This window comes from Curtobacterium sp. MCBD17_030 (assembly GCF_003224255.1).
In the GTDB taxonomy this organism is placed as follows: domain Bacteria; phylum Actinomycetota; class Actinomycetes; order Actinomycetales; family Microbacteriaceae; genus Curtobacterium.
On sequence record NZ_QKLI01000013.1, the window covers coordinates 80,367 to 94,886 of the forward strand.

Sequence of the window (14,520 nt, forward strand, 5' to 3'; positions counted from 1 at the left end):
CCGGACGGCGAGTGCGCCGTCGGGCGGAGGCGAGGCGGGTGCGTGGGCCACGGAGGGGCCGCTGCGCAACCTGAAACCTTGCAGGCTCCGCAACTTTACATCCGTTGCGTTCTGCAAGCAACTAGTTGGCGCGTCGTACGATGTCGCCGTGCCCGAGGACGACCGGAACGACGACGACCGAGCCGAGGCCGAGCGGCTGCTCCGGCGACAGCTCGACCGGCTCTGGGTGCGGCAGACCCTGCGGACCGTGCTCATCGAGCAGTCCGGTGGCCTCGACCCGACCGCGCGGGTGATCCTCCGAGCCGTCGAGCGACTGGGGGAGGTCCGCTCGACCGCCGTCGCGGAACGCACCGGACTGTCCCGTCCGGTGGTCAGTCGGCGGATCGCGGGGCTCGTCGAGGCCGGGTACGTCCGCACCGCGCCGGACCCGGACGACGGCCGCGCGGCCCTGCTCGGCCTGGCGCCGGCCGGACGCGCCCTGCTGGACGGGCTCGACGCGCAGGGGGACGCCGTGTTCGACGACGTCACGAGCGTCTTCCACGGCGACGAGTTGCGCGACTTCGCCCGGCTCCTCACCCGGTTCAACGACCGTGCCGCCGAGGTGCTCGGCGCCGGCGGCGAGGGCGGGGGCATCGGGGGTGCCGACACCGCGGGCACCGACATCGCGGGCACCGACACCGCGGACGGCGAACCGGCTCCGTAGCGGAGTCCTCGGCTCAGGCCAGGCCGGCCAGGACCCGGTCGACGACCTCGGCCGGCCCGCCCTCGCCGTGCTGCGCCCACCAGGTCAGCGCGGCGTCCGCCGCCGCCGCGAAGACCGCGCAGCGCACCCGGACGTCGAGGTCGTCCTCGGACACCCCGTCCCGCCCGGCCACGAACGTGATCAGCGTCCGTTCGAGTTCGGTGACGAAGAAGGCCCCCTCCTGCGCGAGACTCGGGTTCGCCCGGATCACGCGGAGTCGTCGCCGCGTCACCTCGACGGCGTCCTCCGGGAAGGTCGCCGCGATCCGGTACGAGGCGCGGAGAGCGGTCGCCGAGGGCTCGTCGTCCGGTCGCTCGTCGAGGGCGTCCTCGAACCGTTCCCGGAAGGCGTCGAGGCCGCCCCACACCAGTGAGCCCTTGGTGGGGAAGAGCCGGAACAGGGAGCGTCGACTGATCCCGGCCTCGGTCGCGACGTCGTCCATCGAGACGGCGTCGTACGTGCGCTCGTCGAACATCCGGAGCGCGACGAGGGACACCACGTCCGGGTCGATCGTGCGGGGACGGCCCGTGGTTCGGTCGCTCATGGCTCCCTTTCGGCACTGAGTGCTACAACTGTGGTGCGCAGGCAGCGCCACGCAAGGAGGAGACACCATGACCGACACCACCGCCGGACGGTTCGCCGGCTCGACCATCATCGTCACCGGAGCGGGATCCGGCATCGGACGCGCCACGGCCACCCGCATCGCGCAGGAGGGCGGCCGCGTCATCGCCACCGACGTCGTCGCCGACCGCCTCGACGCGCTCCGGACCGAACTCGAGGGTCTCGACGTCGAGACCGTCGTCGGAGACGTCGCCGCGAGCGACACCATCGACGCGCTCATCGCCGCCGCCGGTGACCGCATCGACGGGCTCGCGAACGTCGCCGGGATCATGGACGCCTTCCTGCCGCCGGACGAGGTCGACGACGCCACCTGGGAGCGTGTCTTCAGCGTCAACGTCACCGGCCCGATGCGCCTGACCCGCGCCGTGCTGCCGCTGATGATCGCGGCCGGCAAGGGCTCCGTCGTCAACGTCGCGTCCGAGGCGGCGCTCAAGGCCTCTGCCGCGGGTGCGGCCTACACGTCGTCCAAGCACGCCATCGCCGGCTACACCAAGAGCGTCGCGTTCTTCCACGGCCCCCAGGGCATCCGCGCCAACGCGGTCGCTCCGGGTGCGGTCGCGACCAACATCGAGGCGCCGATGAAGAGCGAGTACGCGGCCCGCCGGGTCGGCCCGATCATGCAGACCACCATCCCGCCGGTCGCCCAGCCGGAGCAGCTCGCCGCCGCCATCACCTGGCTGCTCAGCGACGACTCCGTGAACGTCAACGGGGCGGTCCTGCCGAGCGACGGCGGCTGGTCGGTCGTCTGACGCGACCCCGGACCGGACGGGAGGCCCGTGGCGGCGCCGCGACGGGCCTCCCGTCCGAATGCGGAAGCCGGCCGAAACGGGATACCGTACTCCCATGAGCACCGAGAACACCACACCGACCGAGACCGTCGACGAGGAGCCCGTGATCACCTTCGCCGACCTCGGGCTCAGCGAACCCGTCCTCAAGGCCGTCAGGGACATCGGGTACGAGACCCCCTCCGCCATCCAGGCGGCCACCATCCCGATCCTGCTCGAGGGCCGCGACGTCGTCGGCCTCGCCCAGACCGGTACCGGCAAGACGGCCGCCTTCGCGCTGCCCGTCCTGTCCCGCATGGAGTCCGGCGCGAAGCTGCCGCAGGCGCTCGTGCTGTCCCCGACCCGTGAGCTCGCGCTCCAGGTCTGCGAGGCGTTCGAGCAGTACGCCTCCCACATGAAGAACGTCCACGTCCTCCCCGTCTACGGCGGCCAGGCGTACGGCGTGCAGCTGTCCGCCCTCCGTCGCGGTGTCGACGTCGTCGTGGGCACGCCCGGTCGCATCATGGACCACATCGCGAAGGGCACGCTCGACCTGTCCGAGCTGAAGTACCTGGTGCTCGACGAGGCCGACGAGATGCTCAAGATGGGCTTCGCCGAGGACGTCGAGACGATCCTCGCAGAGACGCCGGACACCAAGCAGGTCGCGCTGTTCTCGGCCACGATGCCCGCGCAGATCCGACGCATCTCGAAGCAGTACCTCAGCGACCCCGCCGAGATCACGGTGAAGGCCAAGACCACCACCTCGGCGAACACGACGCAGCGCTACCTCGTCGTGTCGTACCCGCAGAAGGTCGACGCACTCACCCGCATCCTCGAGGTCGAGGACTTCGAGGGCATGATCATCTTCGTCCGCACCAAGAGCGAGACCGAGACCCTGGCCGAGAAGCTCCGGGCCCGCGGGTACGCCGCCGCCGCCATCAGCGGTGACGTCGCCCAGGCCCAGCGCGAGCGGACCGTCAACCAGCTGAAGTCCGGCAAGCTCGACATCCTGGTCGCCACCGACGTCGCCGCCCGCGGTCTCGACGTCGACCGGATCACGCACGTGGTGAACTTCGACATCCCGATCGACACCGAGTCCTACGTGCACCGCATCGGTCGCACCGGGCGTGCCGGCCGTTCGGGTGCCGCGATCAGCTTCGTGACCCCGCGCGAGCGTCGCCTGCTCACCGCGATCGAGAAGGCCACCCGTCAGCCGCTCACGCAGATGCAGCTGCCGAGCGTCGAGGACGTCAACTCCACGCGTCTGACCCGCTTCGACGACGCCATCACCGCGGCGCTCGAGCAGCAGACCCGCGTCAGCGCGTTCCGCGACATCATCGCCCACTACGTCGAACACCACGACGTGCCGGAGTCCGACGTCGCCGCGGCGCTCGCCGTCGTCGCGCAGGGCGACACCCCGCTGCTCCTCGACCCGGCCGACGACCGTGCCCGCCAGCAGATCGAGCGCGACGAGCGCCGCAGCCGTGACGACCGCCCCGCGCGGGACGGCGACCGCGAGCGTGACGGTGGTGACCGTCGTCGTCGTTCGGTGCCGATGACCGCCTACCGCATCGAGGTCGGCCGTCGCCACCGCGTCGAGCCGCGCCAGATCGTCGGCGCACTCGCGAACGAGGGCGGGCTGCGTCGCGACGACTTCGGTGCGATCCAGATCCGCCCGGACTTCTCGGTCGTCGAGCTGCCGTCGGACATGGGCTCGGACGTCCTCGACCGTCTGCGCGACACCCGGATCAGCGGCAAGCTCATCGAGATCCAGCCGGACCGTCGTGGCAGCATCCGTCGCGACAGCGGCACGCGTCGTGACGGCGCCCCCTACGGCGACCGGGGCTCGCGAGACGACCGCGGCGGCTACGGCGACACCCGCAAGCCACGGCAGACCCGCGACGACCGCGACTGAGACGGTCGCGCGCTGATGCGCGCATCCGCCTGACGGGAGGCCCGACGCCATCTGGTGGCGGGCCTCCCGTCATGTCTGTGGAGAACCTGGTCCGTCGGCTCTGCGAGCCGGTATGGTGGACGACGTCAGAGCCTCCGGGGGATCTTCTGCGCGGGGGTGCAGGTACGAAGAGAATGAGGGGTTCACCATGTCGCGTGTGCTTTCGACCGAACAGGCGAAGACCGCCATCCGTCAGATCCAGTCCATCGTGAACGGTGGGTTCACGGACCAGATCTCGCAGCTCGACGCCCAGGGGCGCATCCTGTCCGACTCGAACGTGTGGGACGGCCCGCTGGCGTCGAACTTCCGTGGGTCGACCTGGCCCGAGACGAAGGCTGCGCTGGACAAGGCGAAGACCGAACTCGAGCAGCTCCGCACGCAGCTCGACAAGATCTCGCAGGACATCTTCACCGCGGGTGGCGGCGCGTAAGCAGCTGCTCGGACAGCGCCCGGGCCGTCGACCAGTTCGACGGGCCGGGCTGCTGTCGTCTGCAGGGGTCGTGTCACGTGCACGACCAGCACCACCACGACCAGCACCACCACGACCAGCACCACCACGACCAGCACCACCAGCACGATCAGGACGATCAGGACGACGACCGGGGGACGGCACATGAGCGACTTGCACGGGGCAGCACCACTCGAGTTCGACAACGGGACGGCCGATGCGCTCATCGCGGAGCTGACGTCCACCGCCGATGCGATCGAGGGTCAGTCCGCCAGCCGCTCGTCGTACGTCACCACCGCGGCGACGGACTTCCGGGGACACTTCGCCGACCTCTTCGGTCAGAACGCCACGACCGCCGCGACCGACGCCACCCGGCTCACCGGGACCCTCCGCGACGTCGCGGGCTGGGTCCGGATCCTGAAGACCGCGGCGGAGCAGGAGAACGCCCGACGCAAGCGTGCTCGCGACTGGCAGAAGGAACACGACGAACGCAACCTGCTCGAGGTCGGCCACGACTGGCTGTTCGGCGAGGACAAGCCGCCGTCGGAGGCCCCGGAGCCCGAGCCGGTGTTCCAGGCGAGCCCACCACCCGCCGGCACGCGTCAGACGCCCACTCCGGGTTCCGGTGGTGGCGGGAGCGGCGGGACGTCCTCCGCCCGGCCGGCCGACCTCCGCTCCTTCGCCACGGGGTCATCCGACCTCAACGGGCAGCTGACGGGCCGCGGTTCGGCGCTCCGCGGCAAGCTCGACGACTTCGCCAGCCGCTGCAAGTGGGGGTCGATCAGCGCGCACGGGGTCGCCACCGCGATCGACGGCTGGTTGACCGCCAACGACGCCGACGTGACGTGGGCGAACACCGTCGCGGCGGCGTTCGAGGCAGCGGGCGGCAGCGGTTCGGTGTCGACGGTGTCCGACGTCGCCCTCGCGGCCGCGCTGCAGGGGGCCGGGGTCTCCGCCGAGCGGTCCGGCCTGACGATCGAACCCCCGCAGGCCTTCGGTGCGCCGCCCACGACGGGCTACTCCCTGGACCCGGTCAACACCGCGACCGGCAACTTCCTCGAGTCGGAACTCGACCTCGGCTTCACCGGGGCGTCCGAGCAGCTCCGGCTCACCCGCATGTACAACTCGCTCGACGACCGCGTCGGGGTGTTCGGCCGCGGATGGGCCTCCGTCCTCGAGACCGGTCTGGCCGTCGACGACGAGGGTGCGACCCTGACCCAGGCCGACGGCCGGGTGCTCCGGTTCCCGCGGGACGGCGAGGGCTGGGACCGCGCCGTCGGTGAGTACGTCCGACTCACGCACGAGGGCGACCAGCTCGTCGTCCGCGACTCCGACGGTGGATGGTGGGCGTTCTCCCCGTCCGGGACCTGGCTCGCCGCCGGCACCGGTCCTGGTACGACGGTCCGGGTCGAGCGGAGCGCCGACGGCACCGTCTCCCGTCTCGCGAACGAGCGCGGACGCTGGATCGACGTCGAGTCGCTGGACGGTCGGGTCGTCGTGGCCCGCGGCTCGGACGGCCGCCGGGTCGAGTACCAGTACGACGACGCCGGACAGCTCACGCACGTGCACGCTCCGGCGGGCACCCGCACCTACGAGTGGGTAGACGGCCTGGTCGTCGCGGTCGTCGACGAACACGGCGTGGTGGAGGCCCGCAACACCTACGACGACCGCCGCCGCGTCGTCGAGCAGGTCACCCCGCACGGCCGCACCGTGCGCTTCGCCTACCTGCCCGGACGCGTCACCGTGGTCTCCGACCCGGACGGCTCCCGGTCGAACACGTGGATCGCGGACGCGAAGGGCCGACTCGTGGGGGTCGTGGACACCGACGACGCCCGCCAGTCGATGCACTACGACGCACGCGGTCGCCTGGTCTCGGTCACGGACCGCGACGGCTCGGTCACCGTCCATGCCATCGACGACCGCGGCCGCCGGACCCGGACGGTCACGCCGTCGGGTGCGGACATCACCTACGGGTACGACGACCAGGACCGCGTGACCACCGTCGTCACCGAGACCGGCTCCGTCGTGACCTACGAGTACACCGGTGACGACCGTGACCCGTCGGTCGTCGTCGACCCCGAGGGCGGGCGCAGCGAACTCACCTGGGAACGCGGACTGCTCCGGCGCGCGGTCGACCCCACGGGTGTCGCCGTCGAGCTCGAACACGACGAGCACGGCGAACTCGTGGCGACCCGGAACGCCCTCGGCGACGTCCTGCGCATCGAGCGAGACGCCGCCGGACGACCGACCGCGGTGACCACCCCCTCCGGTGCCCGCACCGAGTACCGGTTCGACGCGGCCGGACGCCTGACCTCCCGTCGCGACGCCGACGGCGCCGAGTGGACCTTCGAACACGAGGGCTCCCGGATCGTCGCCGTGACCGACCCCACCGGTGCCCGAACGGCCTACGGGTACGGGGCGAACGGTGAAGCCGAGCGCACCACCGACCCGCTCGGACGCACCGTCACCCGCACGTTCGACGACCTCGGCAACGTCGCCGCGCTCGAGCTCCCCGACGGCGGCCGCTGGACCTTCGAGCACGACCCGCTCTCCCGCCTCCGTGCGACCGTCGACCCCGACGGCAACGTCTGGCGCCGCGACCACGACCGGAACGGTGCACTCACCGGGATCACCGACCCCACGGGCGTCAGCGTGGAGGGCACCACCGACGTCGCCACGGGCGTCACGACGTTGCGGGACGCCTTCGGCACCACGACGGTCCGCCACGACGAGTACGGCCGACCGGTCGAGACCACCGGCGACGACGGTGGCGCTGAACTGGTCACCTACGACCGCTGCGGTCGGCCCGTGGAACTGGTCGACGGCGAGGGCGGTCTGACCCGACTCGAGCGCGACCTGGCCGGCCGGGTGACCGCCGTCGTCAGCCCCACCGGCGCCCGGACGACCTACGAGTACGACGCCTGCGGTCGACCGTCTGCCAGCACGGACCCGCTCGGTGGACGGACCGAGCTCGGGTACGACGCCGACGGGCGCACCGTCACCAGGACCCTGCCGACCGGTGACGTCGAACGCACCACCTACGACGCCGTCGGACGGGTGACCACGCGGATCACCCCCGGCGCCGGCACGGCCCGCTACCGCTGGGACGGCGCCGGCCGACTGGTCGGCGTCCAGGACGTCCGATCCGGGCAGCGCCGGTTCCGCTACGACGCCGCCGGGCAGCTCGTCGAGGCGGTCAACGGACTCGGAGGCGTGACCCGGTTCACACACGACCTCCGCGGTCGGGTGACGAGCGTCACCGACCCGCTCGGTGGCGTGACGACCTACCGGTACGACGGCGCCGACCGGATCGTCGCCGTGACCGATCCGCTCGGCCGTGAGACCGCGGCCACGTACGACGCCGCCGGCCGCCAGACCGGGCAGACCGACCCCGACGGGCACACCACCACGTGGTCCTTCGACTCCTCGGGGCGACAGCACACCGTCGCGGTCGACGGCCGCACCGTGTCCGAGGTCCGCTTCGACCGTGCCGCCCGCACCGTCGTGGTCACCGACCACAGCGGTGGAGACGGCCGCGCCTTCGACCACGAACTCCAGCACGACGGCCGGGGACTGCTCGTCCGACGCAGCCGCGGTGACCGGTCCGTCACGTGGGAGTACGACGCCGACGGCAACCGCACGGCCCGCACCGAGCCCGACGGCACGCGCACCACCTACCGTCGCGACGCTGCCGGCCGGCTCGTCGGCGTGGAGCGGGTGGGCCTCCCGCTCGTCTCGTTCGTCCTCGACCCCGCCGGACGCCCCGTCCAGGCCGCGGTCGGCGACGTCGTGCACGCCTGGAGCTGGGAGAACGGCCGACTGGTCGCCCACACCACCACGACGACCGACGGCGTCGACACCACCCGGATCGAGCACGACGCCGACGACCGCATCCGTGCCGTGGTGCAGGGCGGGGCGACGACGTCGTACGTGCACGACGACGCCGGACAGCTCGTCCGTGCCGAGCACGCCGACGGCACCGCCACCGCATGGGAGTACGACCCCGCCGGCCGCCTCGTCGCCGAGCGGCTGGCGGACCGCCTGCTGCGCCACGAGCACGACGCCGCCGGCACGCTCCTCGCGAGCACCGACGACGCGACGGGCGAACGCGTCGAGTACGTCTCCGACGGGCTCGGTCGCCGCGTCCGTCGCACGGCCACCGACGGTACGACCACGGAGTACGCGTGGGATGATCTCGGCTACCTTGCCGCCTTCGTCGACCGCGACGCTGCGTACGCCGAGACCGGTGCGCACCGACTCCGCGTCGACGTCCTCGGCGAACCGCTCGAGGTCGACGGTGCCGAGACGTGGTGGGACAGCGCGTCCCCGACCCCGTCGCTGCTGTCGATCGGCGGCCTGCACGTCCTCGGCCTCCCGGGCGGCATCACGGCGCTCGGCGACGACTGGGCGCAGCCCACCTGGCGGGCTGCGCGCGCGACCGACACGGCGGACCCGTGGGGTGTGCTCAGCGCGGCCACGGGCCTCCAGGCCGCACCCGCGCTACCGACCGGCGTCGACCTGACGGTGACGGGCGGGCTCGCCGTCGCGGGCCTGGAATGGCTCGGCGCACGTGTGTACGACCCGTCTGCCCGCGGGTTCCTGTCGGTCGACCCGCTGCCGCCGGTGATGGGTACGGCGTGGTCCGGCAACCCCTACGCCTACGCGGGGAACGATCCGCTGCACGCCGTCGATCCGCTGGGGCTCCGGCCGGCGACGGACGCCGACCTGCAGGCGTACCAGGACGAGCACGGCAGCCACTGGGAGTACGTCGTGGCCGGAGCTGCCGGTGGGTTAGGGGTGATCCTCGGTGTGGGACTGCTCATGACCGGCATCGGTGGCCCGGCCGGTATCGCCCTGATGGCCGCCTCTGGAGGGCTCGTGAGCGGTGCGCTGTCCACGGCTTCACAGAAGGCCCAGCACGGGTCGGTCGACTGGGGCAAGGTCGGTCTCGACACGGCGGTCGGTGCGGTCACCGGCGCGCTAGGCGGCGGTGCCGCGATGTTCGGCAAGGCAGCCATGGCCGCGGCACCGGCAGGTCGAGCAGCTGGAGCAGCTGCCGTCAACGCGGCCGTCAATGGCGGGGTCGGAGCCCTAGGAGGCGCAGGAACCTACCTCGCCGAGCACGGCGGCAAAGTGGAGAACTGGTGGGAGCTTGCCGGTGCCACGGTCGGCGGCGGGCTAGCCGCCGGCGCGAGCGGATTGGCGGGACCCGCTGGTGGAACGATCGCGGCGAGATTCGGACACGACGTGACGGGGCACGTTGCGAACGCCAGCGCTCTGGCCATCACTGGGGTGTCCTCGTCCGTCGGCGAAGCTGCCAAGGAGATCATCTCAGGCGACGACCTGAACCCGTCGAAGATAGCGACGAGTGGTGTCTCCGGGACAGCGCTCTCGGCTGCATTCGCCAAGTGGACGCCGAGCATGCACGGCGTCGACACGCTCGCGCAAGTGCCGTTGTTCCACCCGGGGACGCTCAAGGGAGCGTTGAACCCGATGCGAACCAACACGCGTGCCTTGTGGGGGAGCGCAGGCCTGGGTGCGACTACCGGTGGTGGGTTCGACATGCTGAGCAATGCCCTGACGGGTGGAGATTGATCTTGATGCCGGGCAGTAGAACTGCGAGGCGACCGTTGAAGGACCACGCGCTGGTGTGGCGGGTCACGACGCTGGTGTTCGTCGTCATTGTGGCTACCTGGTTGACCGTTTGGATCGCTCAAGTCCCGGTGGCCAAAGCAGCGGCGGCAGGGGTGATCGGGTTGGCCTACGGGTTCTTGTTGGGCTTCCTCGAACCTCGTCAGGCTCTGATACGAGCGATCATCCCCTTCACGATCCCCGCTGGCTTCATCGTCTTGGTCGGAATCGGCGGTGTCTTCCGCGCATCATCGATGATGTGGCTCCTGACGGCGGCGGTTGCCGTCGAGTACGGCAGATCTGCACGTGGCCGACTCCGCCGAACATCGAGCGATCCGAGCGGCGAAGCGTAGGTCTCGTGTCGTGTCGTGTCGTGTCGTGTCGTCTCGTGTCGTGTCGTGTCGTGGCCGCGACGTGACAAAGTGTGGTAGCTGCAAGTACATCGGGCGATGAGCAAAGTGAGCGGTGTTCGGCAGTCAGCGCACCTTCATCCGCTGCATGTCGCAGTCAGGCCGGAAGGGACTGTACCCAGCGGGTCAAACCGCGGAGTTCCTCATCGTGCAGGATGAGTGGGGGCGGCGTGTCCATAGCAGCCGGAAGCATCAGCAGAGTTTCGGCCGGCACCTGAGTCGTCCACAGCTCCGCTGCTGACGACGGACCAGCGGCCTCCGGCCAGCACAAGAACATCAGTGGTGAGCTCGACGATTCGGCGATTCCCTGCTGCTTCCGCAGGACACGATCGAGATCTGAGACCCGGAACTGCGCACTCAACTGAACAGTACGGACGACGACGGAACGAACCAAGCGTCGTCGTCGACCGACGGCGAGTGGTGCCCACTCAGCTCGGGCAGACGTGCCGAGCCATGGCGCAACCTCGGTCAGCGCCCACGCGGGCGGCTCTGGGCTCTTGATCTGCCGGAGACGATCGAACACCGCTTCAGCATAGGCGTCTGCCCCGATTGATCGAACTGGTCTGGAGAGGGGAAGACCGCTGTCGGCGGGATCAGCGGCGCCCCGGTTGCGGCGGGATGGAGGTTCAGGCCGCGCCGTAGCGCGGGCCGCCACTGCCGCTTCAGCGTCACGTATGGCCAGCGCGGCAGCAGTCGCAGACAAGGCGCTGGCGCGGACAGCGACTCTCGGGCTCAACGTGTCGGCCAGCGTCGGCGGCGTCACGGGCATCGTCACCGACACCGCGCACCTCACTCTCCAGAACAGTGGGTACTACCCGCAATGACGCAGACGAAGCGCTGGCGTGGACAGCGACAGCATCCGGTGAACGTGATCGCGGCGGTGTGCCTGCTGGTCGTGGGTATCGGTGTCCCAGTCGGCGTCGCGGGCGGGCACGCCGCTCTTCTCGCCCCCTACCTGGCGGTGGGTTTCGTCGCCGGACTCGTCTGGGGAGGAAGTGTGTTCGCACTGCTCCGACCGGTGACGGCGTCGTTGCTCCTCGTCGTGGGGATCTTCGGCGCGATGGTCCTCTTCACCCGTGTCCTCGACGGGTGGGATGCGGCCCTGCTGCCGTGGATCACGTGCAGTTTTGCCGGGTCTGTCTTCGGCGCGCACCTGCGGTGGATGGTGGAACGTCGCCGCGTCTGACCTGAGGTCAGCGGGGGAGCGTGTGCACCCACTCGCGGAACGAGTTCAGTGCTGGTCCCAGCAGCTGCACCGTCGGCGGCGTCTCCAGCGGATCGACGAGCAGGGTCAGGCTCTCCGCGGGAGCATCGTGGAGCCAACGCCCGGCGGGTGAGTCGTCAGCGGCGTCGTCCGGCCACATCAGGAAGGCGATCGGCGGCTGGTTGACGTTCTCGGCGGTGTTGAGGTCGTGGTCGACGAGCTGCTGGACCTCACGCACCGCGAACACCGGTGAGACCGTGCCGTCGAAGAGCATGACGCCCGGGATGGTCTTGCCCTTGCGGCCGATCGGCAGCGGGACGCACTGCGCCGAGACGCCGTCCGACTGCCAGGGCGCCAGCGTGCCGAGATCGACCGGTTCCGTGTCGCGTCGTGCTCGTCCGAACATGGGGCGAGTCTAGGCTCGCGGTGTGCGGGGGCGGCTGGAACGACTGGCGGACGCGGTCGACGCGATCGTGCCACTGGTGCGCGAGGTCGACGACGTCGGCGGCCATGCCGCGGAGCGCTTCCAGGGGCACGCCGACCGGCTGCGGAGGGACGAGCTCACCCGCTCTCAGCGGAACGCGGCGCTCCGGGACTTCGAGGCACTGCTCGGAGCCGGGTCCGGACGGCTCTCCGACCGGTACCTGGTGCACGACGACGGCCGCCCGGACCTCGAGCGGTCCGGGCGGTTCACCGAACTGGTCGGCCGGATCCGTTCGCAGGCCTGGTGGCTCCGGCACTTCCCGTTCTGACGACCCTGTCCTTCACCGTTCGGAGTCGGGGTGGCGGCGTCCCCAGATCGGGGCGTCGTGCTGACAGGTGCCGCCCCGCTGCGGTAGACAAGACAGCACGCCGGAGTCGACCCGAACGACGCCGAGCGGACGGTGCCGCCCGTGGACCCTGGATCCGCCGATGACACCGTTGCCAGACCCGTGCGCGGCGACCGCGTGCACGGGGCTTCGGGGATCAGGAGGGGACGCCGTGCACCGCAGGGACGGTTCGACAGGGGTGCGCCGATGACGGCGTTGGACATCGGGCGACGCGACCGTCGTCGACTGACCGTCGGCACGCCCCGACGCCGACTCCTGGCGGTCCGGACCGTCGCCGTGCTCGCCGCGGTGTCCGGCCTGAACTACGTCGGATGGCGCTGGGTCGCATCGGTGAACTGGCACTCGTGGTGGATCGCCGTGCCGTTGATCCTGGCCGAGACGTACAGCGTGATCGACTCGGTGCTGTTCGCGTTCGGGGCGTGGAAGCTCCGCGAGCGCGGGGAACCACCGACGAAGCCGAGCACCGACGTGACGGTCGACGTCTTCATCACCACCTACAACGAACCGATCGACCTGGTGATGCGCACCGCCCTGGCCGCGAAGGCGATCACGCACCCCCACACGACGTGGATCCTCGACGACGGCAACCGCCCTGAGATGCGTGCCGCCGCCGAGGCCGAGGGACTCGGGGTGATCACCCGCGGCAAGGACTGGGTCGATCGCCCCCGGCACGCCAAGGCCGGCAACCTCAACAACGCCCTGCTCGCCACGCAGGGGGAGTTCCTGCTCATCCTGGACGCCGACCAGGTACCGGAACCATCGATCCTCGACCGCACCCTCGGGTACTTCAAGGACGAGCGGATGGCCCTCGTGCAGACCCCGCAGTGGTTCGAGAACGTCCCCGACTCGGACCCGCTCGGCAGCCAGGCACCCCTGTTCTACGGGCCGATCCAGCAGTCGAAGGACGGCTGGAACGCCGCGTTCTTCTGCGGGTCGAACGCTATCCTCCGGCGCGAGGCCCTGATGCAACTCGGGATCACGCGGTACGTGCGCGAGGTCGAGACCAGTGTCCAGCGCACCATCAAGACCGCGAAGAAGCTCCTCGGACGCTCCCGTGAGAACGAGACCGACGAGCGCGTCCTCGTCGCCCTCGACGATGCCGAGGCGGTCGTCGACCGGGCCCGTGAGGAGGTCGCGGCCGGCGAGCCGCTGGGCGACGTGACCTACCGGTTCCAGCGCGGCATCGACGCGATCGCGTTCCGGTTCGCCGCCGCCGACCTCGAGTCGGTGCGAGCGGACCTGCAGGAACTCGCGGCGATGTCGACCGACGCGAACACCTTCGCCGGTCTCGACGACGCCGCGCTCGACGTCCTCGGACAGCGGGGTGCGTCCCCGGTGGCGGCGATCGAGTCGATCGCAGTGCTCGCCCGTGCCCTCGACGTGGACCGCGACGACGAGGCGCAGGCGATCATGCCGCTGGCCACGATCTCCGTGACCGAGGACATGGCCACCGCGATGCGCCTGCACGGCCTCGGCTGGCGTTCCGCGTACCACGACGAGATCCTCGCCAAGGGGCTCGCGCCGGAGGACCTCGAGACCATGCTCGTCCAGCGGCTCCGCTGGGCGCAGGGCACCATGCAGGTCTTCTTCCGCGAGAACCCCCTGGTGCAGAAGGGCCTGTCGTTCGGGCAGCGCCTGATGTACTTCTCGACCATGTGGAGCTACCTGTCCGGCTTCGCCGCCGTGGTCTACATCGCCGCCCCGGTGCTCTGCCTGTCGTTCGGTGTCGTGCCGGTCCAGGCCTACAGCTCCGACTTCTTCGCCCGGCTCATCCCGTTCCTGGTGCTGAACCAGCTGCTGTTCTGGGTGGTCGCCGCGGGCAGACCGACATGGCGCGGACAGCAGTACTCGCTGGCGCTGTTCCCGGTGTGGATCGAGTCCGTCACGAGCGCGTTCGAGAACGTGTTCCGCGGTCG

General features: G+C 70.7%; 12 protein-coding genes. 10 read left to right on the top strand and 2 right to left on the bottom strand.

What is annotated here, in order from left to right; genetic code table 11:
- Positions 1 to 148 precede the first annotated feature (148 nt).
- Positions 149 to 703 carry a MarR family winged helix-turn-helix transcriptional regulator gene (locus DEI89_RS12050; protein ID WP_181421626.1) on the top strand — a complete coding sequence of 185 codons (555 nt, stop codon included), beginning with the start codon at positions 149 to 151 and terminating at the stop codon, positions 701 to 703.
- A 13-nt stretch (positions 704 to 716) separates the two neighbouring features.
- Here DEI89_RS12050 and DEI89_RS12055 read toward each other — a convergent pair whose 3' ends face one another.
- Positions 717 to 1,286: a TetR/AcrR family transcriptional regulator gene (locus DEI89_RS12055; protein ID WP_258368881.1), complete on the bottom strand. Its 570-nt coding sequence runs from the start codon at positions 1,284 to 1,286 to the stop codon at positions 717 to 719.
- A gap of 67 nt (positions 1,287 to 1,353) precedes the next feature.
- Here DEI89_RS12055 and DEI89_RS12060 point away from each other — a divergent pair, with 67 nt between their 5' ends.
- The 7 genes from DEI89_RS12060 to DEI89_RS12085 all read left to right on the top strand — a co-directional run bounded on the left by DEI89_RS12060 (position 1,354) and on the right by DEI89_RS12085 (position 11,756).
- Entirely contained in the window at positions 1,354 to 2,112 is a 759-nt protein-coding gene (locus tag DEI89_RS12060; RefSeq protein ID WP_110904300.1) for an SDR family NAD(P)-dependent oxidoreductase, read from the top strand.
- A gap of 94 nt (positions 2,113 to 2,206) precedes the next feature.
- Complete coding sequence (locus DEI89_RS12065; RefSeq protein ID WP_110904301.1) at positions 2,207 to 4,042, top strand: DEAD/DEAH box helicase; 1,836 nt, start codon at positions 2,207 to 2,209, stop codon at positions 4,040 to 4,042.
- A gap of 187 nt (positions 4,043 to 4,229) precedes the next feature.
- On the top strand, positions 4,230 to 4,511 hold the full coding sequence (locus DEI89_RS12070; RefSeq protein ID WP_110824133.1) for a pyrophosphorylase: 282 nt from the start codon (positions 4,230 to 4,232) through the stop codon (positions 4,509 to 4,511).
- A 183-nt stretch (positions 4,512 to 4,694) separates the two neighbouring features.
- Positions 4,695 to 10,124 (top strand): DUF6531 domain-containing protein, encoded by a 5,430-nt coding sequence (locus DEI89_RS12075; RefSeq protein ID WP_110904302.1) that lies wholly within the window; start codon positions 4,695 to 4,697, stop codon positions 10,122 to 10,124.
- A 35-nt stretch (positions 10,125 to 10,159) separates the two neighbouring features.
- Complete coding sequence (locus DEI89_RS12080; protein ID WP_146236781.1) at positions 10,160 to 10,513, top strand: hypothetical protein; 354 nt, start codon at positions 10,160 to 10,162, stop codon at positions 10,511 to 10,513.
- 731 nt (positions 10,514 to 11,244) lie between these two features.
- Positions 11,245 to 11,394, top strand: a complete 150-nt coding sequence (locus DEI89_RS17745) for a hypothetical protein (RefSeq protein WP_181421627.1) — start codon at positions 11,245 to 11,247, stop codon at positions 11,392 to 11,394.
- Positions 11,391 to 11,756: a hypothetical protein gene (locus tag DEI89_RS12085; protein WP_146236782.1), complete on the top strand. Its 366-nt coding sequence runs from the start codon at positions 11,391 to 11,393 to the stop codon at positions 11,754 to 11,756. Before DEI89_RS17745 ends, DEI89_RS12085 begins: the two co-directional genes overlap by 4 nt.
- A 7-nt stretch (positions 11,757 to 11,763) precedes the next feature.
- On the opposite strand, the gene DEI89_RS12090 is transcribed toward DEI89_RS12085, so the two are convergent.
- The gene (locus DEI89_RS12090) at positions 11,764 to 12,180 is read right to left on the bottom strand and encodes a hypothetical protein (RefSeq protein WP_110904305.1); all 417 of its coding nucleotides are present in this window, start codon (positions 12,178 to 12,180) and stop codon (positions 11,764 to 11,766) included.
- Positions 12,181 to 12,202: 22 nt separating this feature from the next.
- On the opposite strand from DEI89_RS12090, the gene DEI89_RS12095 reads away from it, so the two are divergent.
- Together DEI89_RS12095 and DEI89_RS12100 are read left to right on the top strand one after the other, a co-directional pair.
- The gene (locus DEI89_RS12095; protein WP_110904306.1) at positions 12,203 to 12,526 is read left to right on the top strand and encodes a hypothetical protein; all 324 of its coding nucleotides are present in this window, start codon (positions 12,203 to 12,205) and stop codon (positions 12,524 to 12,526) included.
- 264 nt (positions 12,527 to 12,790) lie between these two features.
- A partial coding sequence (locus DEI89_RS12100; protein ID WP_110904307.1) for a glycosyltransferase occupies positions 12,791 to 14,520 on the top strand: 1,730 nt, incomplete at its 3' end.